The sequence below is a fragment of the Allobosea sp. GW822-FHT05A11 genome (assembly GCF_058800455.1).
Genome location: NZ_JBXAMI010000001.1, coordinates 641457 through 667803, shown reverse-complemented (window position 1 = coordinate 667803; position 26347 = coordinate 641457). Strand labels below are relative to the sequence as shown.

Here is a 26347-nt window from a genome sequence, read left to right as displayed (position 1 = left end):
CTCGTGTGAAATGCCTTCGCCCCTGCAGCCGGCTCAGTGAGAAACATACCGATGTTGTCTCCTCTCGCGATCCCTGCAAGCCCCGCATCGCGGCACAAGACCGTGGTGATCGCCGACGATTCCGTCGTCGTGCGCGGGCTCTTCGCGCGCTGGCTGGGCGAGGCCGGCAATTTCCACGTCGTCGCTGTCGCCGGTGACGGCGAGACCGCGGTCGCGCATGCCACCCGCTTCAAGCCCGACGTCATGGTGCTCGACCTCGACATGCCGGGCGTGGACGGAGTGGCCGCCCTGCCGCAGATCCTCAAGGAAAGCCCGAATACGGGCGTCCTGCTCGCCGCGACGCTGAACGAGCGCAATACCCGCCTCGCGCTGGAATGCATGACCCGGGGCGCGATGGACGTGGTCTCCAAGCCGGACAGCCGCAGCGGCATGACCCTGTCGCTCGATTTCCGCAGCGAATTCCTGCTCAAGCTCGGCAATATCGTCCACACGCCGGTCAAACCCGGCTCGCTGCCGCCGGAGATCGACACCGACCTGCCGCATACCGGGCCGGCTAATCTGCGCCCGCTCGTCTCGGTGATGCCGCGCTATCTCGTGATCGGCGCCTCGACCGGCGGCCCCCGCGCCGTCGCCAAGGTGCTGTTCGACATCGGCGAGGGCCTCAACGACCTGACGACGGTCGTCGTCCAGCACATGCCGCCGCTTTTCACCGCTTCCTTCGCCGAGCAGGTCGCCAGCCATATCGGCGTCCCCGCCCGCGAGCCGTTCGACGGCGAGCGATTGATGCGCGGCACCGTCTATATCGCGCCCGGCGGCCGCCATCTCGGCATCGACCGCCGGCTCGGCCATATCGTCGCGCGCATCGGCGACGAACCCCCCGTCAATTTCTGCCGGCCTGCCGTCGACGTGCTGTTCGGCGACGCCGCCCGCCATCTCGGCCCCGCCGCGCTCGGCCTCGTCCTCACCGGCATGGGCAGCGACGGCACCGACGGCGCCGGCGCGCTGCGCAAGGCGGGAGCCGCCGTCATCGCCCAGAACGAGCCGAGCAGCACGATCTGGGGCATGCCGGGCTCGGTCGTGCGCGCCCGCCATGCCAGCAGCATCATCGCGCTCGACGAGATCGGTGCCTCGATCCGCTGCCTCGTACGCGGGGTGCAGCCGGCATGACCGAAGCCGATTTCTCCTTCCTCTGCCTGCTGCTCCAGCAGCGCTCCGGCCTGTCGCTGACCGCGGACAAGCGCTACCTCGCCGAAAGCCGCCTCGGCATCCTCTGCCGCCGGCGCGGCATCGCCGATATCGAGGCGCTCGTGCGCCAGCTCAGGGTCTCGCGCGACCCGGGCCTGGAGAGCGCCGTGGTCGATGCCATGACCACCAACGAGACCTTGTTCTTCCGCGACCAGACGCCGTTCAACCTGTTCCGCGACGTCATCCTGCCCGAACGGCTGGCCGCCAACGCCGCCAGCCGTTCGCTGCGGATCTGGTGCGCGGCCGTCTCCAGCGGCCAGGAAGCCTATTCCCTGGCCATGCTGATCGACGAGCTCGGTGAGCGGCTCGCCGGCTGGAAGATCGAGATTCTGGGAACGGACATCTCCGCAGAGATCCTGGAGAAGGCCCGGGCGGGCATCTACAGCCAGTTCGAGATCCAGCGAGGCCTGCCGATCCAGATGCTGCTGAAACATTTCCAGCAGGTCGGAGACAAGTGGCAGGTCTCGCAGCGCATCCGCGCGATGGTCGAGTTCAGGCAGCACAACCTGCTGGAGCGCAACGACCCGTTCGGCCGGTTCGACGTGATCTTCTGCCGCAACGTCCTGATCTATTTCGACGTCCCCACCAAGGTGAAGGTCCTGGAGCAGCTCGCCCCGCGTCTGGTGCCGGACGGAGCCTTCCTGCTCGGCGCCGCCGAGACCGTGCTCGGGTTGGCGACGAAGTTTGTCTGCGACCCGCAGCACCGAGGCCTCTACCGGCACGCTGCGATGGCTCCTCCGCTCGCCGTCTCCCCGGCGCCGGACTTTCGTCCGCGCCCTGCCGCCGTCGCCACCGCTCTACGGGGCTGAGCTGAGTCGTCTGCCGTCCAGAGAGACTTCGCCTGTCGAGACGCTCTTGAATGTGGGCCGCTCCGTCATGGTCAGGCATGTCCCGACCATCCACGTCTTCGCTGATTGAGGGCCGTGTTCAAGACGTGGATGCTCACCATAAGGGCGAGCATAACGGCAGGAAACGATCGAGAGCCACGTCGTTACGCTTGCTCCACAAACAAAAACCCCGCCTCTCGGCGGGGTCCCCGTCGACCTGTCGTGTACATCCGACGATCAGGTCAAGAACTGGTATGACGTCGCTTCATGACCGCCCGATGACGGACCGGCCACCGGGATGCGTCAGGCCGGGATGCGCTCCTCGGCCTCGGACGGCTCGCGCAGCACATAGCCGCGGCCCCAGACGGTCTCGATGTAGTTCTTGCCGTCCGACGCGTTGGCGAGCTTCTTGCGGAGCTTGCAGATGAAGACGTCGATGATCTTGAGCTCGGGCTCGTCCATGCCGCCATAGAGATGGTTGAGGAACATCTCCTTGGTCAGCGTCGTGCCCTTGCGGAGCGAGAGCAGCTCCAGCATCTGGTATTCCTTGCCGGTCAGGTGCACGCGGGCGGCATCGACCTCGACCGTCTTGGTGTCAAGATTGACGACCAGGTCGCCGGTGGTGATGACCGACTGGGCGTGGCCCTTCGAGCGACGCACGATCGCATGGATGCGGGCGACGAGCTCGTCCTTGTGGAACGGCTTGGTGAGATAGTCGTCGGCGCCGAAGCCGAGGCCCTTCACCTTGTCCTCGATGCCGGCGAGGCCGGAGAGGATCAGGATCGGCGTCTTGACCTTGGCGACGCGAAGCGAGCGCAGCACCTCGTAACCCGACATGTCGGGGAGGTTCAGGTCGAGCAGGATGATGTCGTAATCGTAGAGCTTGCCGAGATCGACGCCCTCTTCACCGAGATCCGTCGTATAGACGTTGAAGCTCTCCGATTTGAGCATGAGCTCGATGCTTTGAGCGGTCGCGCTATCGTCCTCGATCAGCAGAACCCGCATGTCCACGTCCCCAATTTCGCCCGCAGGGCAGGTTTGACCGTTGTTTCCGCCCGGACCCGTTCGGCCCTGGACGACGACGCACTTGCCCAATGAAACGCCACGCGACACGCTACGAGGAAACTGGTTAACAAACCGTGATTCCCGAGCGCAAGCGCTTCCTCGGAGAAAGTGAACGATCCTTGTCGAGGTGAGTCGAATTTGACACGGATCGCTGAACTTCTCGGCCGCGAAAGCGCCTTTCGCGGAGGGTTGCCGCGGGAAACAGCGCCATAATGGCTCTGCGACACGTGGCAGCCTCGATCCACAGTGTTAATCACAGAGCTTAACAGCTGGTAAATGAGCGCAATTTGTTAGGAACCCTTACCAAATCATCCACAGGACCGGCTGGCCGCGAATTCGGTTGCCCTCACGCCGCCGGCGAAGTTGAATCATCCCGATGAATTCCCCGTCTCACGGCCACGATCGCCTCTCCGCCCTGGCGTCCGCCATCGAGCATCTCGAAGGCGTGACCGTCTATGGCCGCGTCATCGGCGTGCGCGGCCTGCTCGTCGAGGTTGCCGGCCCGATTGGCGCGATGAGCCTGGGCGGGCGCGTCGGCATCGAGATCGCACCGGGCACGCGCGTTCCCTGCGAGGTCATCGGCTTCTCCGGCGACAAGGCCCTGGTCATGCCCTTCGGCGGGCTCGACGGCGTCCGCCGCGGCTGCCCCGTCCATGTCGACCGCGCCCAGCCCGGCCTGAAACCGACACCCGCCTGGCTCGGCCGTGTCGTCGATGCGCTCGGCCGCCCGGTCGATGGCGGCCCGCCTCTGCCGCAGGGCGACACGCTCTTCGCCTTCCGCAACGATCCCCCGCCCGCCCATGCGCGGCGCCGCGTCGGCCATCCGCTCGATCTCGGCGTACGCGCCCTCAACACCTTCCTGACCTGCTGCGTCGGCCAGCGCATGGGCATCTTCGCCGGCTCCGGCGTCGGCAAATCCGTGCTGCTCTCGATGCTCGCCCGCTATGCGCAGGCCGATGTCAATATCATCGGCCTCGTCGGCGAACGCGGCCGCGAGGTGCAGGAGTTCCTGCAGGAGGACCTCGGCCCGCAGGGTCTCGCCCGCTCGATCGTCGTCGTCGCGACCTCCGACGAGCCGGCCCTGATGCGCAAGCAGGCGGCGTTGACCACGCTCACGCTGGCCGAATATTTCCGCGACCGCGGCCTGCAGGTGATGTGCCTGATGGATTCGGTGACGCGCTTTGCCATGGCGATGCGCGAGATCGGCCTCGCGGCCGGCGAGCCGCCGACGACCAAGGGCTATACGCCGACCGTCTTCGCCGAACTGCCGCGCCTGCTCGAACGCGCCGGCCCCGGTGTCGGCGACGGCGCGATCACCGGCCTCTTCACCGTGCTGGTCGATGGCGGCGACCATGACGAGCCCGTCGCCGACGCGGTGCGCGGCATCCTCGACGGCCATATCGTGATGGAGCGTTCCATCGCCGAGCGCGGCCGCTACCCGGCGGTCAACATCCTGAAATCGGTCTCTCGGACCATGCCGCGCTCCTGCGACCCGGCCTATTACCCCGTCGTGCAGAAGGCGCGCTCCACGCTTGCGACCTATGCCGACATGGAAGAGCTGATCCGGCTCGGCGCCTATCGCCAGGGGGCCTCGGCCGAGGTCGACGAGGCGATCCGCCTGCATCCCGCGCTCGAAGCCTTCCTCAAGCAGGCCAAGGACGACGCCACCCCGCTGGGCGAATGCTATACCCGCCTCGCCGCCATCATGAGCGGCAGCGTCTGATAACCGCCGAAGCATACCGCCGCAGGATGATGATCCGATGATCGCAGCGCTTCTGACCGGCCTCGTCGCCCTCATCCATGTCTATATCGTCATTCTGGAGATGGTCTGGTGGGACACGCCGCGCGGGCACAAGGCTTTCGGTCTCACGGCCGACTTCGCCGCGCGCTCGAAGGTGCTGGCCGCCAATCAAGGACTCTATAACGGCTTCCTCGTCGCCGGCCTGGCCTGGGGGCTCTGGCTCGGGGCGGAAGGCTTCGCGATCAAGCTGTTCTTCCTGGCCTGCGTCCTCGTCGCCGGGCTCTTCGGGGCGGCGACCGCCAGCCGCAAGATCCTCTATATCCAGGCCCTGCCCGCCGCGCTCGCCATCGCAGCGCTGCTGGCCGGGATCTGAGCAAGTCTCAGCCGCGCGCCACCATCCGCACCAGCGCGAACATAGCGACGAAGCCGATCGCCTGGATCGCGGCGGAGATCATCAGTGTCGAGCTCGCGCCGAGCCGTTCGACCATCACCGCGAAAAGCAGCGGCGCGGCTGAGAACGCCATGTTCTGCGGCACGGTGAGCTTGCCGAGCATCGCGGCGAAGCCGTTGCGGCCGAACAGGGCGAGCGGCAATGTCGCACGCGCAACTGAGATCACGCCGAGCGCCGCGCTGAACAGCACGACGAAGGCCGCTGCAGTCATGATCGTCATCGGCACGATGGGCAGCAGGAGGCACAGCGCCGGCCCCAGCAGCAGGCCGAACAGCGCGACCTTCTCCGCCGGCAGCCGCTCGCCCAATGTCGCGTCGATGGCGCGCGCGGCCAGCGTCGCAGGGCCGCTCAGCGTCGCGACCCAGACGGCCTCGCCCTGCGTCAGCCCCGCCTCCTGGAACAGGGTGATCAGGTGCAGCGGCAGCCCCCAGGAGACGAGCCCGCTCGCGGAGAAGGCGAGCGCCACCAGCCAGAACGCCGCCCGGCGCGAATGCGCTGCCACGCTGCCGTGCTCCCCTGCCAGGCCTGCTTCCGGAACGGCCGTCGGCGCAGCCGCGGGCGCCGGCCCATGCCGGTAGCGCGGGATCACGGCATAGATCGGCAGCACGATGACGAGCTGCATCGCGGCGAAGACGATGAGCGTCATCCGCCAGCCGAAGGCATTCGTCAGCACGGCGGTCAAAGGCCAGAACACGCTGGAGGCAAGGCCGGTGACCAGCATCATCAGGCCGATCACGCGCCGCGTCCGCTCGCCCATGAGCTGGGCGATGGTGACGTTGCCGGTATTGGCCAGCGACATCGCATGGCCGAGCCCGATCACGAACCAGCTCGCGAGATAGCTCACCGGCCCCTGGGCCTGCGACAGCACGCCGAGCCCGAGCGCGCAGATCACCGCGCCGATGCACATCGAACGGCGCGTGCCTTCGCGGTCGAGCACGCGTCCGATCGCCGGCGCGACCAGCGCCCCGGTGATGAGCAGGATGGTGATGCCGCCGAAGACGATCTCGGCGTTGAGCCCGATCTCGCGATCGAGTGCGCCGACCAGCACCGAGGGCGAATAGAAGGTCGAGCCCCAGCCGATGATGCGGGTCAGCGCGAGGCCGAGAAGCAGGGGACCGTGCCCGCCGAAACGAGAAGAGGCAGCCAAGACAGGATATCCGCGGGGGCAGGAGGCCGGACGGCCAATGCAGCTCACGTTCACTAGACCATCCCGACAACCGGTGGCAGCAGCCCCGACGCGCCCGGATCATGCGTAAAAGGCAGCCCGTTTCGGTAAGGAAAGGTCAACCTCCTTGCGCCATGTTGCTTCTCGTCTCGCGGATGGAGTTCGGGCGCATGTCGAGGGGTCGGCGGCGCCCGTAGCATCGGACCGAAAAGTGGAATCCACCTTTCGAAAGCCGATGTGATGACAACTGGATTGACTGCCGTTGCCGTGTCCTGACGGGCGCGCGGGGGCCTAGGGCGTAATCAGGAGTTGAAAACCACATGAAGTCGCGAGAGACGCTTCTTCGCCTCAAGCGCTTCCAGGTCGACGAGAAGCGTCGCCGGGTAAGCCAGATCGAGATGATGATCGCCGATTTTCATCGGATGGCTGGAGATCTCGATCGCGAGATCCAGGCCGAGGAATCCCGCGCCGGCATCGCGGATCCCGCCCATTTCGCCTATCCGACCTATGCCAAGGCCGCGCTCGGCCGCCGCGACAACCTGCGCCAGTCGGCCGACAACCTGAAGGGCCAGCTCGACGAGGCCAAGGCCGAATTGCAGGAGGCCTTCGAGGACATGAAGAAGGTCGAGATCCTCGACGACCGCGAGCGCGCCTCGGAGCGCGCGGCGGAAGCCGCCCGCGACCAGGCCACCATGGACGCGATCGGGTTGCGCACGCGCGCCTGAGACCGGTTCGGAGAATTCAGAAAAAAGGGCGGTGTCCTCCGGACGCCGCCCTTTTTCATGCGATGACGGGATGGTGCGTGACGGAGTCGCGCCGCAGCTTCCCGGTCAGGCGCGGATCGTCGTCGACCTCGACCCCGCGCTTGAACACCGTGAAGCCCGAGCGTTGATAGAAGGCGAGCGCGGCGGGGTGGTCGAGCGTGCAGGTATGCACCCAGAAGCGCGAGATCGGTCTGGCCCAGGCCAGCGCCAGCGCCCGGTTCATCAGCCAGCGCCCGGCGCCCCTCCCCACCACGGCTTCATCGAGCCCGAAAAAGGCGAGTTCGCCTTCGCCGGGCACGCGAAAATCCAGTTCGAGCAGGCCGACATCGCATCCTTCATGGCAGACAGCATGGAACTCCACGGCGGGGTCGGCGAGAATAGCCCCGACCTCGGCGCGCGGCGCGGTCAGGCGGCTGAACCACATCCAGCGCTCGCCGAGCAGCCGGTAAACCGCGAGATAGCGCTCGGTGTCCGACGGATCGATCGGCTCGAGCGAGAAGCCTTCGGTGCCGGCCGGATCGGGGCGCTGCGGCGGCTGCGCGAACATTTCCAGCGAGGTCACGATCGACGCGACCTTGCCGGGCGGCAGGTCGGTCGTTCCGGTCAGGGTGATGGTCAGGCTCTGGGACATGAAGGGGTTCAGCGGCTCGTCGGGGAATCTGCCGCGATCATGACATGATCGAGGTCGAAAGATCACCGCATGCCGATGCATGCCCGGCGTCACGGCATTGCGCCCCGTCCCGCCTCTCCGGCCGGATATCACGATGGATCGAAGCACCACTGCAGTGCGTTCCGCATCAACGCCCAATTGAGGAGCAGACCCGATGAACCGCACCGCCATTGCCCTGGCAGCTCTCCTGGCGGCCGGCCTGCTCGCCGGCACGGCCCAGGCCCAGCAGCCTCACGGCGGCCATGGCAGCCACGGCGCGCCCGCCGCATCGAAGGCCGGCGACAGCGCCTCGACCAAGGCCTATCGGGACGCCAATATGAAGATGCACAAGGACATGGACATCCCCTATTCCGGCGATGCCGATGCCGATTTCGTCCGCGGCATGATCCCGCATCACGAGGGCGCCATCGACATGGCCAAGGTCGTCCTCGCCCATGGCAAGGACCCTGAGATCCGCAAGCTCGCCGAGAACGTCATCCGCGACCAGGAGAAGGAAGTCGCGATGATGAAGGACTGGCTGAAGAAGAACGGCAAGTAGCCGTCTCTCCGCTCGCTTGACCTTGGGCGAGGGCGATCGTCTTCGGGCGCTTGCCCTCGCCCTCCCCCGCTGGCAGAGAGGGGGAAGGTTCGCGCCGCAGCGGTGACGACGTGGGCCACCCGCTACCCGTCACCAACCTGTCCTGAGCCCGCGGCCTCCATGAAGCGTTATCTCGACTATCTCTGGCCGATCATCGGGCTCGTCGCGGTCGTCTGGTCCGTCGAATTGCTCTGGAGCAAGCTCAAGCTCGAGGCCGGAACCGACGCCAGGATCGAGGCGCTGCTGGAGAATGCCGGCCTCTGGCAGAGCGTCAAGATCATCGCCCACCGCATCGGCCACAAGATCGCGGTCATCCCGCCGGACGCCTTCTTCCACGCGGCGCTTGCGACCCTCGTCGCCTATGCTGCGCTCGCCTGGTACGACCGCATCGCGCTGATCCATCTCGGCAAGGAGAAGAACATCTCCTGGCCCTATATTTCGCTCTGCTCCTTCGTGACCTATGCGCTCTCGCATAATATCGGCGCCTCGGTCTTCTCGGGCGGCATGGTGCGCTACCGGGCCTACACGGCGAAAGGCCTGACGGCGGCCGAGGTCGCGGTCCTCGTCGCGCTCTGCTCCTTCACCTTCGCCTTCGGCACGATCTTCCTGATGGGTCTCGTGCTGCTCTACGAGCCGCAGATTCTGCATCCGCTCGAGCGGATGTCGAAATGGTTCGCGATCACCGACAGCACCGCTCGCTGGATCGGCGTCGGCATGCTCGCCTTCGCCGCGCTCTACACGATCGGCTCCTGGCTGCAGTTCAAGCCGCTGAAGATCGGCAAGCTCGAGATCATCTATCCGCGCCTGCCGATCGTCGCCAGGCAGTACCTCGCGGCCCCGATCGAGCTCGCGGGCGCTGCCGGCATCATCTATTTCGCGCTGCCGGAACAGGGCAATCCGGGCTTCCTGATCGTGCTCGGCGCCTTCCTGCTCTCGTTCTCGGCCGGGCTCCTGAGCCAGGTTCCGGGCGGCGTCGGCGTGATGGAGGCGGTCTTCCTCGCGGTGATGCCCGGCGTGCCGGCGCCTGCCGTCTTCGCCGCCCTGCTGATCTGGCGGCTGTTCTATCTCATCCTGCCGCTGGTGATCTCGCTGCCGATCGTGCTCGCCTTCGAGCGGGCGCAACTCAAGCGCAGCACCCGCATTGCTCCGCCGCCGTAGAACAGGCCATCATGCTCGGGCTTGCCCCGAGCATCTCAGGACCAGAAGGCGCCTCTTCCTGGAAGAGATTCTCGGGTCAAGCCCGAGAATGACGCGCGCTATCGCTTGAGCGCGATTGCCGCCGCGCCGAACATGAGGAGCGCGCCGACGGCTTCCGACCAGCCGAAGGGCTCGCTCAGCGCAACGACACCGACCGCAACCGCGATGGCGGGGCTGACGAAGGCGTAGAGCCCGGCGCGAAAGGCGCCCCAGTCGCGCAGCAGCCGCATATAGATGGTGAAGCCCATCAGCGAGCCGCCGACGATCAGGAACAGCATCGCCGGGAGCACCGGCCAGCTCGCCAGCGCCCGGATATCGGCCAGGCCGACCGGCTCCAGCGCAAGCGTAACCGCGGTCAGGCCGATGCCGCCGATCAGCGTCTGCCAGCCGGCAAGCGTCAATGTCGGCATCGTCCCGGCGATCGGTCGGGAGAGCACCGCGCCGACGCAGTAGAACAGCGTACCGGCCGCCACCGCCGCGAGGCCGATCATCTCCATCGGATCGCCCTGCGTGGCCGAAAGGCCTCCCAGCGCCCGCGTCGCGAAGAGGAAGCCGAGGCCCACGGTTCCGAGCGCGATCGCCACGAGCTTGCGCCCGTCGATCCGCACGCCCTCGATCGCCCGGCTCGCCAGCAGCGTGTAGATCGGGATGGTCGCGAAATTGACGATGGCCGCGAGCCCAGTCGGGGCATGCTTCGTGCCCCAGAACAACAGCGTGTAATTGGCGGTGTTGAGCAGCAGTGCCGTGCCGATCAGCCGAGGCCAGGCGTCAACAGGCACCTTGGGAGCATCGCGACCGGCCCAGAGCAGCATCAGCAGGCCGGCGATCGAGAACCGCGCCGCGGCCAGGAAGACCGGCGGGACATGCATGGAGCCGACCTTGACCGGTAGCCAGGTCAGGCCCCAGACGAGGCACATGACGGCGAAGAGGGCGGCGTTGCGCGACATGATGCCCGATTAGCCGCAGCTCAGGGCGCTGACCATTGCGCCGCGGGCATCGCGCCCCCGTGGAAACCGGAGGCGGGAAGGCGTCAGACGCTGCCGACCGTCTTCAGCCGCACGCGCGGGTGGATCTCGGCCTGCGACAGCACCGGCGTCTCCCGGCGGAAGCGCTCGATGATCTGGCGGGCGAAGGGCCGCGCCATCGCCGAGGTGACCAGCGCCGGCATCTCGCCGATGCGCGCCGCATCCTCGAACTTGTCGCGGACGTGATGCACGAACTCCTGCAGGCGGGAGGGCTGCATCGCGAGATGGCGGTCCTCGCCCTGGCCGATGATCGACTCGGCGAAGACGCCCTCCCAGGCCGGCGACAGCGTGATGATCGGCAGCACGCCCTGCATGTTGGAGAACTGGGCGCAGATCTGGCGGGCGAGCCGCGCGCGGACATGCTCGGCGATCTCGCGCGGGTTGCGCACGCTGGCCGCGACCTCGGCGACACCTTCGATGATCGTCGGCAGGTCGCGGATCGAGATGCGCTCGGAGAGCAGGAGCTGCAGGACGCGCTGGATCCCGGTGGTCGAGATCTGGCTCGGCACGATCTCCTTGACGAGATCGGCATGGTCCTTCGGCAGTTCGCGCAGGAGCTTCTGCACCTCGGAATGGGAGAGCAGCTCCGGCATGTTCGATTTCAGCACCTCGGTCAGGTGCGTCGAGATCACCGTCGCGGCATCGACCACGGTGTAGCCGCGCAGCTGTGCCTCGTCCTGCAAAGCGGCGTCGATCCAGGTCGCCGGCAGGCCGAAGGTCGGCTCCAGCACGTTGTGGCCCGGCAGGTTCACCGCCCCGCCCATCGGGTCCATCGCCATGTACTGGCCGGCATAGACGATGCCCTGCCCGGCATCGATCTCCTTGATCTTGATGAAGTAGTGGTTGGCCTCGAGCTGGACATTGTCGACGATGCGCACCGCCGGCATGACGAAGCCGAGCTCGGCCGCGAGCTGACGGCGCAGCGCCCGGACCTGGTCGGTCAGCCGGTCCTGGCCGCTCGGCGCATTGACCAGCGGCAGGAGCCCGTAGCCGATCTCGATCTTGAGCTCGTCCATCTTGAGGAGGTCGTTCAGCGTCTCCTCGCGCGGCGTGCCGTCCGCCGCGACCGCGCCGCCGGCCTGCGCCGCATCGGTCATGCCTGCTTGCGCCTCGCGCTCCTTCGCCGCCCGCCCGAAGCGGTAGGCGAGGAAGCCCGCGCCGCCGGCCAGCAACAGGAAGGGCATCATGGGAATGCCAGGCAGCAGCGCGATCAGCAGCATCACCGCCGCCGACATGCCGAGCGCCTTGGGATAGCCCGAAAGCTGCTTGCCGAGCGCCTTGTCGGCGGCACCGCGCACGCCCGCCTTCGAGACGAGCAGGCCGGCTGCGGTCGAGACGATCAGCGCCGGGACCTGGCTGACAAGACCGTCGCCGACGGTGAGCAGCGTATAGTTATGCGCCGCCTGGCCGAAGCTCAGCCCCTGCTGCGCGACGCCGATGATGATGCCGCCGAGCACGTTGATGAAGGTGATCAGCAGGGCCGCGATCGCATCGCCGCGGACGAATTTCGAGGCGCCGTCCATCGAGCCGAAGAAGGAGGATTCGTCCTCTAGCGCCTTGCGGCGGGTCTTGGCGGTGTCCTGGTCGATCAGGCCGGCGGAGAGGTCGGCGTCGATCGCCATCTGCTTGCCCGGCATGGCATCGAGAGTGAAGCGAGCCGCGACCTCGGCGATGCGGCCCGAACCTTTGGTGATGACGACGAAGTTCACGATGATCAGGATCGTGAAGACGATCACGCCGATCACGAAATTGCCGCTCATCACGAAGCCGGCGAAGGCCTCGATGACATGCCCCGCCGCCGCCGTGCCCTCATGGCCATGGGCGAGGATGAGGCGCGTCGAGGCGAGGTTCAGCGCCAGCCGGAACATGGTGACGATCAGCAGCACGGTCGGGAAGGCCGAGAACTCCAGCGGCTCCTCGATGAAGAGCGCGGTCATCAGCACCAGCACCGACACGATGATCGACAACGCCAGCATCAGGTCGAGCAGGACCGCCGGCATCGGGAAGACGAGCACCACCAGGATGCCCATCACGCCGATGGCGAGGAACAGGTCGGGACGGTTGAACAGCTTTGCGAGCGCCCCGCGATCGGGGATGGCGAACCCTCTGCCCTGCCCTGCCGTCACATCGGTCATCGACCGCTCCGCCCCACACCTCACGCGCCCCGAAGCAGGGCGCAGCTCGGCAATTCTTGCCGGGTTCATGGTGAACGAATTGTTAAGAAACGGATTAATACCCTGTCGGAACCATCCGATGAACGGCTGGTTGTCAAAACGCCGCGTTGTGGCCGCATTCGCCGGCCCCACTCGGCACAGGGAGGGCGGGACTTCGCCCATTCCCGACGATATTGGAGGTCACTTTGAATCGACGTTCCTTCCTGACGAGCCTTGTCGGCGGCCTCGCGGTTGCCGGCATCGGCGGCACCGCCATGGCCAAGAACCTGGTCGAAGCGGCTCCCGCGCCTGTCGAACCCAAGGCCGGAGACATCGACCCGGCCCTGAAGGCCGGCCTCGACGAGACCGATGCCGAGTTCACCCAGTACTATCGCCGGCCGCGCCATCCCCGTCGCCCGCCCCCGCCGCCGGTCCACCGTCGCCGCAGGCGGCGCGTGGTCCGCAACGGCCGGGTCTACTGGGTCTACTGACCGGTTCAGGGCCGGCACCATGGGGTGCCGGCCTTTCCTTTAACCATCGATCATCAGGGGGGACAGCCGGCATGACAGCGCCGGACAACGCTCAGACAGGCACGATCGCCACCGACGTGCCCGCACGGCTCGACCGCCTGCCCTGGTCGCGCTTCCATACGCTTGTCGTCGCCGCGCTCGGCATCACCTGGATTCTCGACGGGCTCGAGGTCACGCTTGCCGGCTCGGTCTCGGGCGCCCTCAAGGAAAGCCCGGTCCTCAAATTCACCAATACCGAGATCGGCCTCGCCGGTGCCGCCTATATCGCCGGTGCGGTGCTGGGCGCCGTCTTCTTCGGCTGGCTCACCGACCGGCTCGGCCGCAAGAAGCTCTTCACGATCACCGTGCTCGTCTATCTCTCCGCGACGGCCGCCACCGCCTTCTCCTGGAACGTCACGAGCTTCATCCTCTTCCGCCTCCTGACCGGCATGGGCATTGGCGGCGAGTACACCGCGATCAACTCCACCATCCAGGAGCTCGTCCCGGCCCGCGTGCGCGGCTGGACCGATCTCGTCATCAACGGCTCGTTCTGGATCGGCGCGGCGCTCGGCGCGTTCGGCTCCATCATCCTGCTCGACCCCGCCTGGATCAACCCGGAATACGGCTGGCGCCTGGCCTTCTTCATCGGCGCCGCACTCGGCCTCGTCATCCTGTTCCTCAGGCAATGGATTCCGGAAAGCCCGCGCTGGCTGATAAGCCACGGCCATCCCGAGCGTGCTGCCGCGATCGTCGCCGATATCGAGCGCCGCGCCGGCTTCGTTCCGCCCGCCGGCGAGGTCCTGCCCCTGACCCGGTTGCGCCCGCGCGCCGCGACACCGCTCGGCGAGGTCTTCCACGTGCTTTTCGTGGCGCATCGCGAGCGCGCTTTGGTCGGGCTGACGCTGATGCTGTCACAGGCGTTCTTCTACAACGCGATCTTCTTCACCTACGCGCTGATCCTCACCGATTTCTACGCGGTGCCGTCGCAGAATATCGGCTGGTTCATCCTGCCCTTCGCCGCCGGCAACTTCCTCGGGCCACTGCTGATCGGCCGGCTCTTCGACACCATCGGCCGTCGCGTGATGATCGCGTCGACCTACGCGCTGTCGGGCCTGCTGCTGACCGGGACGGGCTATCTCTTCTGGAAGGACTGGCTCACCGCCTCGCAGCTCACCCTGTGCTGGAGCGTGGTCTTCTTCTTCGCCTCGGCCGCGGCGAGCTCGGCCTATCTCACGGTCTCCGAAACCTTCCCGGTCGAGATGCGGGCGCTCGCCATCGCGATGTTCTATGCGGTCGGCACCGGCGCGGGCGGCATAGCCGGCCCCTGGCTCTTCGGCATCCTGATCGACACCGGCTCGCGCGGCAGCGTCTTCGGCGGCTACCTGCTGGGAGCGTTCCTGATGCTGGCTGCGGCGGTTATCGCGGCACGGTTCGCGATCCGCGCCGAGCGCCAGCCGCTCGAAAGCGTGGCGCGGCCGCTCAATGCGGTCGATTGACCATGGCCCGCCCGTAACCATAGCGCGCGAAAGCCGACCCGATGGAACAAAGCATCATTTAAATGCATTATCCCACACTGGCATTCCCTGTCTAAGAATGCCGTGGGAGATGTGGTGACAACAGACTGGAGACCGTCGTGGACAGACGCTCATTCCTGATGACACTGGTCGGTGGCTTTGCCGCTGCCGGCATGGGCGGCATCGCCGCCGCCGAAGCAGCCCAGCCCAAGCTGGCACCGCTGCCGGATGCCGGGCCCAAGCAGGGCGACGAGGCCGTGACCGCCGAGATGAAGGAGGCGCTCGACAAGACCGACGCCGAGTTCAGCCAGTACTACTACTATCGCCGGCCGCGCTACTACGCACGCCCCCGTTATTACGTGCGGCCGCGCTACTACCGCCCGCGCTACTACCGTCCGCGTTATTACGCCCGCCCGCGCTATTACCGCAGGCGCTACTGGTAAGCCTTTTCCGGGTCAGGCCGCGCTGATGCGCGTCTGACCCGGCTCGGCGACGGTGATTCCGGCCGAGGTATATTCGCTGAGCTTGTTGCGCAGCGTGCGGATCGAGATTCCCAGGATCTTGGCCGCATGCGTCCGGTTGCCCAGGCAGTGGTCGAGCGTGTCGAGGATCAACTCGCGCTCGACATCGGCGACGGTGTGCCCGACCAGCGAACGCGTCATCGCCTCGGCGGTCTGGGCCGCGCGCGCCGCGGGATCACGCGACGGAGCCGGCGCCAACGCCTCCCCTTCCGGACTGAGCACGGCGGCGGCTGCGATCTCCGGCCCGCTCGCCAGCAGCACCGCCCGGTGCATCGTGTTCTCCAGCTCGCGCACATTGCCGCGCCAGGCGCCGGCCAGCAGGAGCTTACGCGCATCGGCCGCGATCGGCCGGGGCGGCAGGCCGTTCAGATCAGCGTATTTCCTGGCGAAATGCTCCGCCAGGACAAGGATATCGCCAGGCCGCTCGCGCAGCGCCGGCAGGCGCAGGTGCACGACATTGAGCCGATAGAGCAGATCCTCGCGGAAAGCGCCGTCGCGCACCGCGTCCGCGAGGTTGCGGTTCGAGGTCGCGATGATCCGGATATCGACCTTGACCGGCTGCGTGCCGCCGACCCGGTCGATCATGCGCTCCTGCAGCGCCCGCAGGAGCTTGGCCTGCAGGCGGACATCCATCTCCGAGATTTCGTCGAGTAGCAGCGTGCCGCCATTGGCCTCCTCGAACTTGCCGATGCGTCGCGCGATGGCGCCGGTGAAGGCGCCCTTCTCATGGCCGAACAATTCGGATTCGAGCAGGTTGTCAGGGATCGCCGCGCAGTTCACCGCCACGAAGGGCCGGTCCTTGCGCCCCGATTTCTGGTGCAGGTGGCGGGCGATCACCTCCTTGCCGGTGCCGCTCTCGCCGGTGACCAGCACCGGCGCTTCCGAGCGGGCGATCTGCGAGGCGAGCTGCACGACCCGCTCCATCGCCGGATCGCGCCAGATCAGGCGGGACTGGTCGGCCGCGACCGCCTCCAGCACCGCCGCGATCAGCTCCGGATCGGGCGGCAGCGGCACATATTCCCGGGCGCCGGCCTGGATCGCCGCGACGGCGGCGCGCGTATCGGTCGAGGTGCCGCAGGCGACGATCGGCGTGCGGATGCGCTCGGCCTCCAGCGCCGCGACATAGGCCGCGATCGGCTGCACGACGTCGATCATCAGCAGGTCGGCGCCCTTGGCGCGCAGCACGGCGAGCGTCTGGTCGAGGCTTTCGGTATGGGTCACGGCCGCGCCATGCGACATGGCGATCTTGGCGGCCGCGATGATCTGTCCCTTGAGACCGCCGGCGATGATGAGGCGCATGGCTCAGGTCCTTCTGTTCTTTGTCACTGTGGCAGGACCGGCTCTCACCGGTCCGCCTTGATGATTTCCGTCATGGTCACGCCCAGGCGGTCCTCGACGACGACGACCTCCCCGCGTGCGACCAGGCGCTCGTTGACGAAGATGTCGATGGCTTCGCCGACGCGCCGGTCGAGTTCCAGCACCGCGCCGGGCACGATCTGGAGGAGGTCGCCGACCGCGACCTTCGAGGAACCCAGCACCGCGGACACCGTGACCGGCACGTCGAAGACCTGCTCCAGGTCCTCGGCCGTCTTCACCGGTACCGGACCCGAGCGCGCGACGGACATGTCGCCCTGGTCGAAGGACAGGTCGGCCTGGTTCAGCGGCGGCAGGTTGAGATCGTTCTGCTGGCTCATGGCTCAGACCTTCATGGTTCCGCGTGACCATGGCCGAACACGCGGGCGACCGCCTGCTCGACCAGAGCCGTGAGTTGCTGGCTGTCGAGGACGAAACCGCCCTCCGCCCATTCGATGCGCCCGTCGCCCGGCGCGATGTCGGATTGCCCGAGCACCATCAGCTTGCCGGAGAAGCCGTGTTCCATCGCGAGCTTGCGGACCAGCTCCTCGGCAGCCTCGACCACGCTATCATGGACGCGCAGGACCAGATGAGGCGCAGTGCGGGCATGGCTCAGGCACTCCCGGATCGCCCCCGACAGCGCCGCCAGCGGCTTTTCCGCAAGCGCGGCGCCGGCCAGCGCCTTCGCCGTCACGATCGCGACCTGCGCCGCATGTTCTTCGATGGCAGCCATACGGGCCGCTTCCTGCGCGAAAAGCCGTTCGGCCGAACGTGCGAGCTGCCCCGTCAGGCCGGTGAGCTGCGACTGCGCCTCGCGATGCGCGTGTTCCTGCCCGGCATGGAAGCCTTCCGCGCGGGCGGCCGCGAGATCGGCCTCCCCGGCGGCCTTGCGGCCTCCTTCGCGGAAATCCGTCCCGAACATGAACTTGGTCGCAGCAGCCATCTCAATAAACCAGTTCGTCGTCGGCGTTGCCCTTGGACAGCACGATCTCGCCCTTGTCGGCCAGGTCCTTGGTCATCTGGACGAGCTTGGTCTGGGCCTCGTCGACCTCCTTGAGGCGCAGCGGACCCAGGCCTTCCATGTCGTCCTGCATGTTCTTCGACGCGCGTTGCGACATCGCACCGAAGAAGAAGTCCCGCATCGACTGGCTGGCGCCCTTGAGCGCGCGTGCCAGCGTGTCCTTGTCGACCTGGCGCATCAGCGTCTGCAGGCCGGCCGGGTCGAGCTTGGCGAGATCCTCGAAGGTGAACATCAGGGCGCGGATGCGCTCGGCCGATTCCTGGTTCGAGGCATCGAGCGCCGAGAGGAAGCGCATCTCGGTCTGCCGGTCGAAGCCGTTGAAGATTTCCGCCATCATCTCGTGCGGGTCGCGACGGCGCGTCTGGGTCAGCGTCGAGACGAATTCGGTGCGCAGCGTATTCTCGATATGGTCGAGCGCTTCCTTCTGGATCGATTCCAGCCGCAGCATCCGCCCCACGACTTCGATCGAGAGATCGTTCGGCAGGTTGCGCAGCACGTTCGCGGCATGCTCGGGCCGGATCTTCGAGAGGATCACCGCGATGGTCTGCGGGTATTCGTTCTTGAGGAAGTTCGCCAGCACCACCGCGTCGATATTGCCGAGCTTCTGCCACATGTTGCGGCCGGCCGGCCCGCGGATTTCCTCCATGATCAGCGCCACCTGATCGGTCGGCAGGATTTTCTCGAGCAGCGAGATCGTCCGGTCGAAGGAGCCCGTGACGGCACCGGCGCTGGAGAGCTTGCCGACGAAGTCGAGCATCAACCGTTCGACCTCGTCGGCATCGACGGTGCCGAGCTCGGCCATGGCGCGGGTGATGATCCGGATCTCGTCGTCGTCGAACTCCTGCCAGATCGCGCGGCCGTGCTCCTCGCCCAGCACCAGCAGGATGACGGCGGCGCGCTGCGGGCCGCTCATCTCGGCGACGGTGGTCACGCCGAAGCCGCCGCCCTCGATGGCGTCCTGGAAACCGGTATTGCGCGTTGCGATGGATCGGGTCTCGGCCATGGTTCAGCGCTCCGTCACGCTGCTGACTTCTCGTGGATCCAGCTCCGCAGCACCGCCACCGAATCGGACGGATTCTGCGAGACCAGAGCCCCGATCTTTTCCACGGACTGCGCCTTGAGCTGCCCCTTGACCTGGGCGATCGCCAGCATCCGCTCGGAGGGGGCCGGGTCCATTTCCACGGCCAGCGCCTCGGCATCGGAACCGGCCATGGCCACCGCCCGCCCGCTGCCGGCCGGGTCTCCCGTCGCGCCGGGCGGGCCTGCGAGGACCGTGCCATTGCGCATGAAGGAGGGAATCGCGCGGACATTGCCGTTGTCGGAGGCCAGCACCTGCTTCAGCAGCGGGCGCACCACGGTCATCAGCACGATCAGGGTCAGCAGCGAGATCACGCCGAGCTCGGCGAAACGGACGAGATCCTCCCTGGTGAAGGAGGTGAGCTGCTGCATCAGCGTCTGCTCGGCCAGTTCGGCCGGCGGCGGCGGCGCCTCGGCGAAGCGCAGGTTGACGACCTCGACCTTGTCGCCGCGCCCCTGGTCGAAGCCGACGGCGGTGCGCACCAGCTCGCCGATCCGCTCCAGCTCTTCGTTGTTGCGCGGCTGGTAGGACAATTCGCCGGCCGGGCTGCGGCTGTAGTTGCCGTCGACGAGGACGGCGACCGAGAGCTTCTTGACCCGCCCGCCCTCCAGCACCTCGGTGCGGGTCGTGCGCGAGATCTCGTAATTGGCGACTTCCTCGTTCTTGGAGGAATTCTCGCGCTGGTTCTGCTGCGCACCTTGCGCCTGTTGCGCACCCGGCAATTCGTTGCCGACGGTCACCGTGCCGTTGCCGCCCTCGTTCGTCGTCGAGGCCTCGGTTCGGTTCTGGCTGGAACGCAGGACCCGGCTCTCCGGATCGAAGCTCTCGGAGCGGCTCTCGACGCGGTTGGTGTCGAGCGCGGCCGAGACCTGCACCCGCGCCCGGCCGTAGCCGACGACGCTGGCGACGATATCCTCGACCTGCGCCTTGAGGCGCTTCTCGATCGCGGTCTGCCGCTCCTCGATGCCGAGCCCGATCAGGCCCTGGTCGCTCTGGGCGCCGTCCGCCAGAAGCCTGCCGCGCTCATCGACGATCGACACCCGCTCCGGCTTCAGCCCATCGACGGCCGAGGCGACGAGATGGCGCACGGCCCGGACCTGCGCTGCATCGAGATCGCCCGCAAGCTTGAGCGCGATCGAGGCGCGCGGTGCCTCGCGATCGCGCTCGAACAGCCGCCGCTCGGGAATGACGAGATGGACGCGCGCGGCCTGCACCCGCCCGATCGAACGGATCGTGCGCGACAATTCGCCTTCCAGCGCCCGCAGGTGGTTGATGTTCTGGACGAAGCTGGTCGAGGAGAAGGCATCGCCCTTGTCGAAGATCTCGTAGCCGACGCCGCCGCCGGCCGGGATGCCCTTGCTGGCGAGGTCGAGGCGCAGGCGCGGCACGTCGGCCTTCGGCACCAGCACCGTCTGGCCGTCGCCGCGCAATTCGTACTTGATGCCGCGGGCGTCGAGATCCTTGAGGATGGCGCTGACGTCCTGGCTCCCGAGGTCCGCGAACAGCACGCTCATCGCCGGCTGGGACATCTTGAGCATGACGAAGCCGAAGAAGCAGACGAGCACCAGCGTGACGGCCAGCATGGCCGCCAGGCGCGCCGCGCCGAATTTGGCAAACTGCTCGATCAGGCCGCTCACGCCGTCATCCGTCCCACAGAATCGCAGGGACGGCGCACCTGCTCCGACCCACTAGGCAAGTTTTTCCCAGTGCATGGTTAGCGGCCGGTTAATTTTTGGATGCGGGTCGTTAAACTTTCCAGGCGGAGGTTCGCGCAAACGCCAAAGGCGCCGGCCCTGTTCGGGCCGACGCCTTTGAAAAGAAACGTGAATATCTGTTTCTTACTGGCGGTAGTGCTGAATCCGGGTCGTCCGCAGGCCGGCGAGGCCATGCTGGTCGATTGACATCTGCCAGCTCAGGAACTCGTCGACGGTCAGCGTATAGCGCTGGCACGCCTCTTCGAGGCTGAGCAGCCCGCCGCGCACGGCTGCCACCACCTCTGCCTTTCGCCGGATGACCCAGCGCCGGGTATTCATCGGGGGCAAGTCCGCGATCGTCAGCGGACTTCCGTCCGGTCCGATCACGTATTTCACCCGCGGTCGCAATGGCTCGGTCATGGTACTCTCACACAACTCAACAGAGCTACTGAGGGCATCATAGGCGGGCGGCTTTAAGAATTGGCTAAAACGATCGCTCCGGATGTCCACGACTGATTCGCAGCCGGTCACTCGCTGCGGACCACGCTCTTGACCTTGTCGATCGGGATGCTGATCGAGCCGATCTTGAGCATCGGGATCGACGAGGTGAAGTCGACGCCGTCGACCACGCCGCTGATCTGCGTCTTCGCCGTGACGCTCTCGCCGGCGACGTTCTTGGCATCGATCGTAATGCTGTACTCGCCGTCCGGCGCCGCGGTTCCGACCGAGGTCGAGCCGTCCCAGCTATAGGTCTGGTCGCCGGCGGTCAGCGTCTTGGTCAGGGTCTGGACGACGCTGCCCTTCGAATCCTTGATGGTGATCGTGGCGGTGCCGGCCGAGGCCATGTTCACCTTCCAGTCGGCCTTGCCGTTGATCAGCCGGGTCGTCGTGCCATCGGCGGTGACCGTGGCCCCGATGAAGCCGACCGCGTTCGTCGCCGTCCCGGCGGCGCTGAGGCTGAGCAGGGAGCCGAGCGTCTCGTTGGTCCGGAGCTGCTGCTCGACGCCGGCGAATTGCACGAGCTGGGCCGTGAACTGGTTGGTGTCGAGCGGGTCCAGCGGCGACTGGTTCTTGAGCTGCGTCGTCAGCAGCGTCAGGAACTGGTCGAAATTGTTGGCGATCCCGCTCGTGGAGCCGGTCACGCCGCTGGTGCTGCTGCCCGATGTGCCGCTGGTTCCGGAAACCGCCATGGCGCTGGTCCTCGTTCAGATGCTGAGATCGACGCCGCCGAGCCGGATGAGACGGCGCTGCGGGGCGGGGTCGATGGAAAGGGGGACGTCCTCGGCCCGTTCGCTGCCATTCGGCTGGCGCGGGCGCTGTGGCGCCTCGTCCTGCTGGCGGTTCTGGCGGAAGGCCGATTGGTCGGACGGGTCACGCAGGGTGATATCGACGCCGCCATCGGACGGTTTCAACCCGGCCTGCTCGAAGGCGCGTTCCAGCGTGCGCGCATCGCGCTGCAGGAGGTGAAGCGTCTCGACGCGGTCGACGACCAGCCTGGCGCTGACCTCGCCCGCGTCGGAAATCGACAGGTTGACGTCGACGCGGCCGAGCTCATCGGGATCGAGCCGGATATCGAACTGCCGCGAGCCCGACATCGCGCGCAGGCCGATCTCGATCGGCACGACATGGATCGGCGTCGGCTGGCCGTTCGCCGCGCTCTGCCCCGGAGCGCCGGGAGCCGCGCCCGGCGCAGCACTCGGATCGAAGGGCTGAAGCAGCCGGTCATGCCCGGATTTTCCGGGCGCCTGCTGCAGCAGGGTCGAAAGATCGAACGGGGCGGTCGGCTGCTGCTGAAGAGCGTCGAGCGCCTTGGCCTCGGCGGGAGCTTGCGCACCCTTGGCGGCAGCCGGCTGGTCGGCTTTGGCGAGGACGTCCGCAAATTCCTGCGCACCTTGCCCGGCCGTTCCGACAGCCTGCACGCCACCTGCCGCAGCCTTGCCCTCGGCAACCGCGGCGATCCCCGCCTGCGGCTGTTCCGGCGCCGCGGCCGCAATCAGCGGCAGTCCCGCAGTTGCTGCGGCAAGCGCCGGCTTCGCTGCGCCCGTCTTCGTCGCGCCCTCGTTCGACACCGCTTCCGCAGCATCGCCCGCAGCCGCATCGATGGCGATCGATGGCCCCTGCTGAAGCAGAGCAGGTGCGATCACGACCACCGCCGGAGTCGCCGCGGCAGGACTTTCGGCCACCGGAGCGGCAGCCGCCGCCGCGATCTCGCCCTTGTCCTCGACGGCCGCCTTGCCGTCTTTCTTGGTCGCGCCCTCGCGGACCTCGCCCGCAACCTCCCCGGGCTCCGCCGCCGGTTCCTCGCCGGCAGCTTCGGTCCGGGCGCCCGCCTGGGCGGCCGCCATCGCGATCAGGAACGCGATCCCGCTCGCATCGGCCTTCGCCGCTTGCGGCGCAGGCTTGCCGGCCGGAGCAGGCGCCGCCGGCACGGCAGCCGGCTGGAGCCCATCCAGCCGCGCGCTCACCTTTGCAGGGTCGACGATCTGGTCGGCGCCGCTGATCTCGTTGGTCGCAGCCGGTTCCGCCGTGGCAGCGACCTTCGCGGCCGCGCCGGTCTTCACCGTCCCCGCGACAGTCGCCTCCGCCTCCGGCAGAACGAAGACCTCGCCAGTCTCCTGCGGCTCCGCCTGACCGGCGCGCGAACGGGCAGCCGGCGCTTCGGCAGAGGCCTGATTAGTGAACACAGACTGGATCGGCATGAACGGTCCCGTGACGCGGGCAGCAACGCGCCCGACCCAGCCCAGCAAGTTGCAAGCCAGAAACGGCCCTTTCTGAATCAAGGCCTTAGCGCCGATGCCCCGCAGCAAGCGGGCAAGATGAGCCCGGTTTCCCGGCCCAGGCCGGCAGGATTTGCCGATCCTGCTGGCGGCGCCCGGCCAAAGCCGGTATAGAGCCCGCAGATGCGCCGAATGCCCGCGCCAGCCCCCGAGCCAGCGACGACCCAGCCGAGAATGACCGCTTTCCGCAATTCCCTCGACATCGCCAAGCCGCCCGCGGCGACACGCGTCGTCGCGGCGATGTCCGGCGGCGTCGATTCCTCAGTGGTCGCGGCCCTGCTCAAGCGCGAAGGCTATGACGTCGTCGGCGTCACGCTCCAGCTTTACGATCACGGCGCCGCGGTGCATCGCGCCGGCGCCTGTTGCGCCGGCCAGGACATCCACGATGCCCGCCGTGTCGCCGAGACCATCGGCATCCCGCATTACGTGCTCGATTACGAAAGCCGCTTCCGCGATGCGGTGATCGAGCGCTTCGCCGAAAGCTACCTCGCCGGCGAGACGCCGATCCCCTGCGTCGAGTGCAACCGCACCGTGAAGTTCCGCGACCTGCTCGATCTCGCCAAGGAGCTCGGCGCAGACGCGCTGGCGACCGGCCATTATGTGCTCAGCCGCGACCTCGGCGACGGCCATCGCGGCCTGTTCCGTGCGGCGGATGCGAGCCGCGACCAGAGCTATTTCCTCTACGCCACGACGCAGGAGCAGCTCGACCTGCTGCGCTTCCCGCTCGGCCATATCGACAAGGCGCAGACCCGTGCGCTCGCCGCCGAGCTCGGCCTCGCCATCGCCGACAAGCCCGACAGCCAGGATATCTGCTTCGTGCCGAACGGCCGCTATGCCGACGTCATCGAGCGATTGAAACCCGGCGCCGCCCGCCCCGGCGACATCGTCCATCTCGACGGCCGCGTCCTCGGCCATCATGACGGCGTGCTCCACTACACCGTCGGCCAGCGCAAGGGGCTCGGCATCAGCGCGAGCGAGCCGCTCTATGTCCTGCGCCTCGACGCCGACGACGCCCGTGTCATCGTCGGCCCGCGCGAGGCGCTGAGCGTCGGCGAAATCCGCCTGCGCGACCTCAACTGGCTTGGCGAGATGCCGCTCGACGCCCTGCCGCAGGAAGGGCTCGACGTCGCCGTGCGCGTCCGCTCGACCCGCGCCCCGCGCGAAGCCCGCCTCTTCCGCGACGAGGACGGCCTGCGCATCGAACTCGCCAGCGACGAGGAGGGCGTCTCGCCCGGCCAGGCCTGCGTGATCTATGCCGATGCCGGCACCGGCTCCCGCGTCCTCGGCGGCGGCACCATCCTGCGCCGCCCACTCGCCCTGCCGGCCGCGCCCTCACCGGCCGCGCTCGCCCTGTCCTGATCGCTCAGGCCCCGCTCTTCCGTTCGGACTCCAGACCATGCCGGTGACCTACGACCTCGACGGCCAGAAGCGCGTCTATGCGACCTGGGCCAAGTTCTACGACCGGATCTATCAGCGCATGCTGGCGCGCCCGCAGCGCGAGGCGGTCGAAGCGGCCTGTGCCTGCGGCCCGGACATCCTCGAGATCGGCGTCGGCACCGGCCTCACCCTGCCCTATTTCACGCCGGACTCGCGCGTCTTCGGCGCCGACCTGTCGCTCGACATGCTCAAGGTCGCCCACCGCAAGGTCGAGAGCCAGAAGCTCGACCATGTCCACGGACTGATGGTGATGGATGCCTGCCGGCTCGGTTTCGGGAAGGAATGCTTCGATGCGGTCACCGCGCAATTCGTGATCACGCTCGTCCCCGATCCGGAGCAGGCGCTGGCCGAGATGGATCGCGTCCTCAAGCCCGGCGGCGAGATCGTCATATCGAGCCGCCTCGTCGACGACGGCGGCCTGCTCGCGCCGTTCTGGAGCGCGGTCGCGCCCTTGTCGAAGGCGATCGGCTGGAGCTCCGACTTCAAGGTCAGCCGGCTGACCGACTGGGCGCAGGCGACGGGCCGCTACGAGACGGCCCATGTCGGGCGCGGCTATTTCAAGGTCGTCCGGCTGCGCAAGCTGGCTTCTGCCGATAACGCGCAATCCAAGGCTTGACGCACCCCGCTCACGACGCCTATATCGCGCCTCGACGACGAGCCGGCTCTGCCGGTTCCGACCCTGTGGCGGGGTAGCTCAGCTGGTTAGAGCAGCGGAATCATAATCCGCGTGTCGGGGGTTCAAGTCCCTCTCCCGCTACCACTTCTTTTCTTGAACCTCCGATCGCGTTCAAGACTTTGAAATCAATCGATTTTTGGAAAGCGTCCCGCGCCTGCGGATTGTGAGATATCTCACGGGGATGTCTCACACCGATTCCTCTCGTTTCCGAGGCTTCGCGTGGCCCGCTCGTCCCATCTCTCCCGCCGTGAAGGCGGCCGCTATTATCTGCAAATGCGGCTGCGGACGTTCAGTCCCCGCTTACCCAGTCGCTTAGTCCGATTTTCATTGGGAACCAGCGATTATGCGCTTGCCCGCCACCTTCTGGCGGATCGGATGACATGGCTTCTCCCCTTGCAGACGTCGCAAAGCTCACTCCAGCGCCACCGCCACATCCGGGATCAGCTCGACGCCAGTTGAACGCACAAGGACCGGTATCGGACCGGAACAAGCTCTCCTCGCGCATCTCCTTCGAATAGGTTGTCCGTGGCCTGATCGACGACCTGGGCAGCTTGAAAGACGATGGCCCTTCAACGAAGCCTGGATGGTTTTCTGCCGCGAGAACCTTGCTGCCGAGAAGCGGATCACACTCGCCAGGGAGTCCGATGCCTACGAGAAAGGCCGGGAGGATGCCACCAGGGCAATCATGGCAGGGCGCGTCATACCGCAGCCCGCCACCATACCGGTAGCGAACAGCTACAATCCAGCGCAGCCGCCGGTGGGCATTCTGCTCACGGGACAAGGCAATGGACGCGACACGGCAACGTCGGTCAACGACGTCCAGGATGCCCGTGAAGCTGCTCTATCCGGCACGAAGCCGATCTGGCCGGCGAGCGTGCCACCCCCTC

At 67.1% G+C, this 26347-nt stretch carries 25 protein-coding genes and 1 tRNA gene; 13 read left to right on the top strand and 13 right to left on the bottom strand.

Features of this window, described 5'->3' with window-relative positions:
• Positions 1 to 51: 51 nt before the first annotated feature.
• Positions 52 to 1167: a chemotaxis-specific protein-glutamate methyltransferase CheB gene (cheB, locus tag AC1RLU_RS03235; RefSeq protein ID WP_492793824.1), complete on the top strand. Its 1116-nt coding sequence runs from the start codon at positions 52 to 54 to the stop codon at positions 1165 to 1167.
• The gene (locus tag AC1RLU_RS03230; protein ID WP_492793823.1) at positions 1164 to 2054 is read left to right on the top strand and encodes a CheR family methyltransferase; all 891 of its coding nucleotides are present in this window, start codon (positions 1164 to 1166) and stop codon (positions 2052 to 2054) included. The genes cheB and AC1RLU_RS03230 overlap by 4 nt, the downstream gene beginning before the upstream one ends.
• 321 nt (positions 2055 to 2375) lie before the next feature.
• Here the strand turns inward: AC1RLU_RS03230 and ctrA are convergent, their stop codons facing one another.
• On the bottom strand, positions 2376 to 3077 hold the full coding sequence (gene ctrA / locus AC1RLU_RS03225; RefSeq protein ID WP_047580924.1) for a response regulator transcription factor CtrA: 702 nt from the start codon (positions 3075 to 3077) through the stop codon (positions 2376 to 2378).
• A gap of 436 nt (positions 3078 to 3513) precedes the next feature.
• On the opposite strand from ctrA, the gene fliI reads away from it, so the two are divergent.
• Entirely contained in the window at positions 3514 to 4860 is a 1347-nt protein-coding gene (fliI, locus tag AC1RLU_RS03220) for a flagellar protein export ATPase FliI (RefSeq protein WP_492793821.1), read from the top strand.
• A 37-nt stretch (positions 4861 to 4897) separates the two neighbouring features.
• Entirely contained in the window at positions 4898 to 5251 is a 354-nt protein-coding gene (locus AC1RLU_RS03215; RefSeq protein ID WP_492793819.1) for a DUF1304 domain-containing protein, read from the top strand.
• A gap of 7 nt (positions 5252 to 5258) precedes the next feature.
• Here the strand turns inward: AC1RLU_RS03215 and AC1RLU_RS03210 are convergent, their stop codons facing one another.
• Entirely contained in the window at positions 5259 to 6476 is a 1218-nt protein-coding gene (locus AC1RLU_RS03210) for an MFS transporter (protein ID WP_492793817.1), read from the bottom strand.
• 338 nt (positions 6477 to 6814) lie between these two features.
• Here AC1RLU_RS03210 and fliJ point away from each other — a divergent pair, with 338 nt between their 5' ends.
• Positions 6815 to 7219: a flagellar export protein FliJ gene (gene fliJ / locus AC1RLU_RS03205; protein ID WP_492793815.1), complete on the top strand. Its 405-nt coding sequence runs from the start codon at positions 6815 to 6817 to the stop codon at positions 7217 to 7219.
• 55 nt (positions 7220 to 7274) lie between these two features.
• Here fliJ and AC1RLU_RS03200 read toward each other — a convergent pair whose 3' ends face one another.
• On the bottom strand, positions 7275 to 8099 hold the full coding sequence (locus tag AC1RLU_RS03200; RefSeq protein WP_492793814.1) for a GNAT family N-acetyltransferase: 825 nt from the start codon (positions 8097 to 8099) through the stop codon (positions 7275 to 7277).
• Between AC1RLU_RS03200 and copM the strand changes: the two genes are divergently transcribed.
• Positions 8083 to 8466: a CopM family metallochaperone gene (copM, locus tag AC1RLU_RS03195; RefSeq protein ID WP_113585721.1), complete on the top strand. Its 384-nt coding sequence runs from the start codon at positions 8083 to 8085 to the stop codon at positions 8464 to 8466. The genes AC1RLU_RS03200 and copM overlap by 17 nt on opposite strands.
• 159 nt (positions 8467 to 8625) lie before the next feature.
• Positions 8626 to 9663, top strand: coding sequence for a lysylphosphatidylglycerol synthase transmembrane domain-containing protein (locus tag AC1RLU_RS03190; RefSeq protein ID WP_061969590.1), 1038 nt, complete (start codon positions 8626 to 8628; stop codon positions 9661 to 9663).
• A gap of 98 nt (positions 9664 to 9761) precedes the next feature.
• Here the strand turns inward: AC1RLU_RS03190 and AC1RLU_RS03185 are convergent, their stop codons facing one another.
• Both AC1RLU_RS03185 and flhA read right to left on the bottom strand, forming a co-directional pair.
• Positions 9762 to 10649 carry a DMT family transporter gene (locus AC1RLU_RS03185; RefSeq protein ID WP_492793812.1) on the bottom strand — a complete coding sequence of 296 codons (888 nt, stop codon included), beginning with the start codon at positions 10647 to 10649 and terminating at the stop codon, positions 9762 to 9764.
• A gap of 83 nt (positions 10650 to 10732) precedes the next feature.
• On the bottom strand, positions 10733 to 12862 hold the full coding sequence (gene flhA / locus AC1RLU_RS03180) for a flagellar biosynthesis protein FlhA (RefSeq protein WP_492793811.1): 2130 nt from the start codon (positions 12860 to 12862) through the stop codon (positions 10733 to 10735).
• A 224-nt stretch (positions 12863 to 13086) separates the two neighbouring features.
• Here flhA and AC1RLU_RS03175 point away from each other — a divergent pair, with 224 nt between their 5' ends.
• From AC1RLU_RS03175 to AC1RLU_RS03165, 3 genes are all read left to right on the top strand, one after another.
• Entirely contained in the window at positions 13087 to 13371 is a 285-nt protein-coding gene (locus tag AC1RLU_RS03175) for a hypothetical protein (RefSeq protein WP_492793809.1), read from the top strand.
• Positions 13372 to 13442: 71 nt separating this feature from the next.
• Entirely contained in the window at positions 13443 to 14885 is a 1443-nt protein-coding gene (locus tag AC1RLU_RS03170) for an MFS transporter (RefSeq protein ID WP_492793808.1), read from the top strand.
• Positions 14886 to 15022: 137 nt separating this feature from the next.
• Positions 15023 to 15346 carry a hypothetical protein gene (locus AC1RLU_RS03165; protein WP_492793807.1) on the top strand — a complete coding sequence of 108 codons (324 nt, stop codon included), beginning with the start codon at positions 15023 to 15025 and terminating at the stop codon, positions 15344 to 15346.
• 12 nt (positions 15347 to 15358) lie between these two features.
• Here the strand turns inward: AC1RLU_RS03165 and flbD are convergent, their stop codons facing one another.
• From flbD to fliK, 8 genes are all read right to left on the bottom strand, one after another.
• Entirely contained in the window at positions 15359 to 16723 is a 1365-nt protein-coding gene (gene flbD / locus AC1RLU_RS03160; protein ID WP_091856201.1) for a sigma-54-dependent transcriptional regulator FlbD, read from the bottom strand.
• 44 nt (positions 16724 to 16767) lie between these two features.
• Entirely contained in the window at positions 16768 to 17118 is a 351-nt protein-coding gene (fliN, locus tag AC1RLU_RS03155; protein WP_061969600.1) for a flagellar motor switch protein FliN, read from the bottom strand.
• An 11-nt stretch (positions 17119 to 17129) separates the two neighbouring features.
• Positions 17130 to 17720 (bottom strand): FliH/SctL family protein, encoded by a 591-nt coding sequence (locus AC1RLU_RS03150; RefSeq protein WP_492793805.1) that lies wholly within the window; start codon positions 17718 to 17720, stop codon positions 17130 to 17132.
• A gap of 1 nt (position 17721) precedes the next feature.
• Positions 17722 to 18801: a flagellar motor switch protein FliG gene (gene fliG, locus AC1RLU_RS03145; protein WP_061969603.1), complete on the bottom strand. Its 1080-nt coding sequence runs from the start codon at positions 18799 to 18801 to the stop codon at positions 17722 to 17724.
• Positions 18802 to 18815: 14 nt separating this feature from the next.
• On the bottom strand, positions 18816 to 20513 hold the full coding sequence (gene fliF / locus AC1RLU_RS03140; RefSeq protein ID WP_492793803.1) for a flagellar basal-body MS-ring/collar protein FliF: 1698 nt from the start codon (positions 20511 to 20513) through the stop codon (positions 18816 to 18818).
• A 201-nt stretch (positions 20514 to 20714) separates the two neighbouring features.
• Positions 20715 to 20990, bottom strand: coding sequence for a CtrA inhibitor SciP (gene sciP, locus AC1RLU_RS03135; protein ID WP_038359348.1), 276 nt, complete (start codon positions 20988 to 20990; stop codon positions 20715 to 20717).
• Between the two features lie 107 nt (positions 20991 to 21097).
• Positions 21098 to 21760 (bottom strand): flagellar hook assembly protein FlgD, encoded by a 663-nt coding sequence (locus tag AC1RLU_RS03130; protein WP_091856198.1) that lies wholly within the window; start codon positions 21758 to 21760, stop codon positions 21098 to 21100.
• Between the two features lie 15 nt (positions 21761 to 21775).
• A complete protein-coding gene (fliK, locus tag AC1RLU_RS03125) occupies positions 21776 to 23269 on the bottom strand; it encodes a flagellar hook-length control protein FliK (protein WP_492793800.1) in 1494 nt (497 codons plus the stop codon).
• A 252-nt stretch (positions 23270 to 23521) separates the two neighbouring features.
• On the opposite strand from fliK, the gene mnmA reads away from it, so the two are divergent.
• From mnmA to AC1RLU_RS03110, 3 genes are all read left to right on the top strand, one after another.
• The gene (gene mnmA / locus AC1RLU_RS03120) at positions 23522 to 24706 is read left to right on the top strand and encodes a tRNA 2-thiouridine(34) synthase MnmA (protein ID WP_492793799.1); all 1185 of its coding nucleotides are present in this window, start codon (positions 23522 to 23524) and stop codon (positions 24704 to 24706) included.
• A gap of 37 nt (positions 24707 to 24743) precedes the next feature.
• Complete coding sequence (locus AC1RLU_RS03115; RefSeq protein WP_113585729.1) at positions 24744 to 25400, top strand: SAM-dependent methyltransferase; 657 nt, start codon at positions 24744 to 24746, stop codon at positions 25398 to 25400.
• 67 nt (positions 25401 to 25467) lie between these two features.
• A tRNA-Met gene (locus tag AC1RLU_RS03110) sits at positions 25468 to 25544 on the top strand.
• The last annotated feature ends 803 nt before the right edge of the window (positions 25545 to 26347 follow it).

Coding starts and splice junctions, on each gene's coding strand:
- AC1RLU_RS03115 (WP_113585729.1), top strand. CDS start 24,744: ATGCCGGTGACCTACGACCTCGACGGCCAGAAGCGCGTCTATGCGACC.
- flbD (WP_091856201.1), bottom strand. CDS start 16,723: ATGCGCCTCATCATCGCCGGCGGTCTCAAGGGACAGATCATCGCGGCC.
- fliJ (WP_492793815.1), top strand. CDS start 6,815: ATGAAGTCGCGAGAGACGCTTCTTCGCCTCAAGCGCTTCCAGGTCGAC.
- mnmA (WP_492793799.1), top strand. CDS start 23,522: ATGACCGCTTTCCGCAATTCCCTCGACATCGCCAAGCCGCCCGCGGCG.
- copM (WP_113585721.1), top strand. CDS start 8,083: ATGAACCGCACCGCCATTGCCCTGGCAGCTCTCCTGGCGGCCGGCCTG.
- ctrA (WP_047580924.1), bottom strand. CDS start 3,077: ATGCGGGTTCTGCTGATCGAGGACGATAGCGCGACCGCTCAAAGCATC.
- AC1RLU_RS03185 (WP_492793812.1), bottom strand. CDS start 10,649: ATGTCGCGCAACGCCGCCCTCTTCGCCGTCATGTGCCTCGTCTGGGGC.
- AC1RLU_RS03130 (WP_091856198.1), bottom strand. CDS start 21,760: ATGGCGGTTTCCGGAACCAGCGGCACATCGGGCAGCAGCACCAGCGGC.
- fliI (WP_492793821.1), top strand. CDS start 3,514: ATGAATTCCCCGTCTCACGGCCACGATCGCCTCTCCGCCCTGGCGTCC.
- flhA (WP_492793811.1), bottom strand. CDS start 12,862: ATGACCGATGTGACGGCAGGGCAGGGCAGAGGGTTCGCCATCCCCGAT.
- AC1RLU_RS03170 (WP_492793808.1), top strand. CDS start 13,443: ATGACAGCGCCGGACAACGCTCAGACAGGCACGATCGCCACCGACGTG.
- sciP (WP_038359348.1), bottom strand. CDS start 20,990: ATGACCGAGCCATTGCGACCGCGGGTGAAATACGTGATCGGACCGGAC.
- AC1RLU_RS03150 (WP_492793805.1), bottom strand. CDS start 17,720: ATGGCTGCTGCGACCAAGTTCATGTTCGGGACGGATTTCCGCGAAGGA.
- fliG (WP_061969603.1), bottom strand. CDS start 18,801: ATGGCCGAGACCCGATCCATCGCAACGCGCAATACCGGTTTCCAGGAC.
- AC1RLU_RS03190 (WP_061969590.1), top strand. CDS start 8,626: ATGAAGCGTTATCTCGACTATCTCTGGCCGATCATCGGGCTCGTCGCG.
- cheB (WP_492793824.1), top strand. CDS start 52: ATGTTGTCTCCTCTCGCGATCCCTGCAAGCCCCGCATCGCGGCACAAG.
- AC1RLU_RS03200 (WP_492793814.1), bottom strand. CDS start 8,099: ATGGCGGTGCGGTTCATCGGGTCTGCTCCTCAATTGGGCGTTGATGCG.
- fliK (WP_492793800.1), bottom strand. CDS start 23,269: ATGCCGATCCAGTCTGTGTTCACTAATCAGGCCTCTGCCGAAGCGCCG.
- fliN (WP_061969600.1), bottom strand. CDS start 17,118: ATGAGCCAGCAGAACGATCTCAACCTGCCGCCGCTGAACCAGGCCGAC.
- AC1RLU_RS03215 (WP_492793819.1), top strand. CDS start 4,898: ATGATCGCAGCGCTTCTGACCGGCCTCGTCGCCCTCATCCATGTCTAT.
- AC1RLU_RS03230 (WP_492793823.1), top strand. CDS start 1,164: ATGACCGAAGCCGATTTCTCCTTCCTCTGCCTGCTGCTCCAGCAGCGC.